The sequence below is a fragment of the Streptomyces sp. AB3(2024) genome (assembly GCF_041862025.1).
In the GTDB taxonomy this organism is placed as follows: Bacteria; Actinomycetota; Actinomycetes; order Streptomycetales; family Streptomycetaceae; genus Streptomyces.
Window position 1 is genome coordinate 1 of the sequence record NZ_JBGWAB010000284.1, and the last position, 2,352, is coordinate 2,352.

General features: G+C 77.9%; 2 protein-coding genes. Both read left to right on the forward strand.

The window, feature by feature from the left end; all coding sequences use genetic code 11:
* Positions 1-171: 171 nt before the first annotated feature.
* The gene (locus ACEPPI_RS40315; protein ID WP_373920212.1) at positions 172-972 is read left to right on the forward strand and encodes a glutamate racemase; all 801 of its coding nucleotides are present in this window, start codon (positions 172-174) and stop codon (positions 970-972) included.
* A 63-nt stretch (positions 973-1,035) separates the two neighbouring features.
* Positions 1,036-2,352: hypothetical protein (locus ACEPPI_RS40320; RefSeq protein WP_373920213.1), on the forward strand; the 1,317-nt coding region annotated here is incomplete at its 3' end.

A 2,352-nucleotide genomic window follows, 5' to 3' on the forward strand; every position in this document is an offset into this window, starting at 1 on the left:
CGCCGGGACCCGGCCCCCGGCGGCGCCGGGTTTACGGCCGCGGCGGCGGGCCTTCGACATGGGGCGCCGTCGGGCTCCAGGCCGTCCCGGCGGCCCTCGGGGCGGCGGGCCGCCCGACCGGCGGAGGGTGTGCGGCCCGGACGGGGGCGGGGCGTCGACTAAGGTGACCAGGTGAAGATCGCCCTCATGGACTCCGGAATCGGCCTCCTCGCTGCGGCCGCCGCCACGCGTCGGCTGCGGCCCGACGCCGATCTGCTGCTGTCCTCGGATCCCGACGGGATGCCCTGGGGGCCGCGCACGCCCGCCGACCTGACCGAGCGCGCCCGCGGCGTCGCCCGGGCCGCCGCGGCCCTGCGCCCGGACGCGCTGATCGTCGCCTGCAACACCGCCTCCGTGCACTCCCTGGACACCCTGCGGGCCGAGCTGGAGCCCGGCATCCCCGTCATCGGAACCGTGCCGGCGATCAAGCCCGCCGCCGCGGCCGGCGGGCGCGTGGCGATCTGGGCCACCCCCGCCACCACCGGCAGCCCGTACCAGCGCGGGCTGATCCGTGACTTCGCCGCCGGGGCCCGGGTCACCGAGGTGCCCTGCCCCGGGCTCGCCGACGCCGTCGAGGCCGCCGACGAGGCCGCCATCGTCCGGACGGTCGAGGCCGCCGCGGCGCTCACCCCGGTCGACGTCACCGACGTGGTCCTCGGCTGCACCCACTACGAGCTGGTCGAGGAAGCCATCCGGGCCGCCCTCGCCGCGCGCACCGGCGGCGCCGAGCTGACCTACCACGGTTCCGCCGAGGCCGTCGCCGTCCAGGCCCTGCGCCGCATCGGCGCCGAGCCCGCACCCGGTCTGCCCCCTACCGGCGGGCTGACCGTCCTGCACAGCGGGAGGACGTCCGCGCTGTCGGCGGCGGCCCTGCGCTACGCCGAGAGCCGACTGCTCGCCGGACGGGAACACGGCGCACCCGTCGCGGGCTGACCCCGCGACGGCCGGGCGGGAATCCCCGTTCCGCCGTGGCCCGGGCGCTCCCATACTGGGCCGGTGACCGCCTATGCCAAGCACCTGCCCACCGGGGCGACGCCGGCAAGTGACATCGGAACGTGGGGAGTCGAGGCAGGCGAGCGCTGGCGCGCGGCACGTGCCCCGGCCGTCTTCGCACCCGGCGCCGGAAGCCGGATCCTCGGCTTCCTCGTCGCCCTCGCGCTCACCCTGATCCTCCGGAACGACGCACCCGGCTGGAACGACGCACCGGGCCCACCGGCCGGGACGGCGTGGCGGGCCTATCCCGACGGGCTGCTGCTCGTGGCGCTGCCGCTCTGGTACCGGTACCTGCCGGGGGCGACCGTCGTGTCCGCGACGCTGCTCGCGGTGGAGTCGGCCGTCACCCTTCCCGCACGCCCCGCCGCCGACACCGCGGGCCGGACCGGGCTGTTCCTCGTCTGCCTGCTGTCGCTGTGGGCGCTGACCGGGGCGGCCCTGCGGCTGCGGGCCCGCCGGCGGCAGACCCTGCTCGCCCGCGCAGCGGCCGGCCCGGCCCGTTTCCCGCTCCCCGCCCGACTGCCGACCGGGCACGACCGGCGCGGCAACGGGCGCCTCCTGGGCGGTGCCTTCCTCTGCCTCGTCGGCGCGGGCATCCTCCTCGACGGGATCCTGGGCGACTTCGGCGCGCACGGCGGCCCCCACCCGTACGACGCCGTCGGCCAGCAGTGCTTCGCCCTGCCCCTGCTGGTCCTCGGGAGCACGCTGCTGGGCGCGGGCTGGAGCGCCGACCTGGCCGCGCGGCGCCTGCACCGGGCACCGCAGCCCGTGCTGCTGGTCGGCGTACGGGCCGCCCCGTCGGGGCACTTCTGGCTCTACCCGGACGCCGACACGATCGCGGGGCGGCCGCTGATCCCGTACCGGCCGCGCCGCGAGGACACGCTCGGCTCCGTACGGCTGCTCGCGCGCGGGGCGGAGGGATCCCTCCCGCGCGGACTGCACGACATGGACGCCCGCGCCGAGCCCTTCGAGGCCGTCCTGTACGGGGCCCCGTACGACGGCGCCGAGGTGGTCCTGGAGTACGCGGTCCACGGCGGAGCCGGCATCTCAGCCTCCGTCACGGCAGCCGCCCTGCTGCCACGCCGACGGCACGGGCTCGACCGGTGGATCCCGGCCGGCGTCTCCTACGAGAAGACCCTGGAACGGCGTCGGGAACGGGAGCGGGAGCGGTTCCGTACGTACGACCCGCCCACGTGGCGCAAGCGGACCACGCGGGGCACTGCGGCCACCACCGGCACGGGCGCCGCGGCCACCGGCGGCTGCGGGGGCGACGGCGGGGGCTGCGGGGGGAGCGGCTGCGGGGGCGGCTGCGGAGGGTGC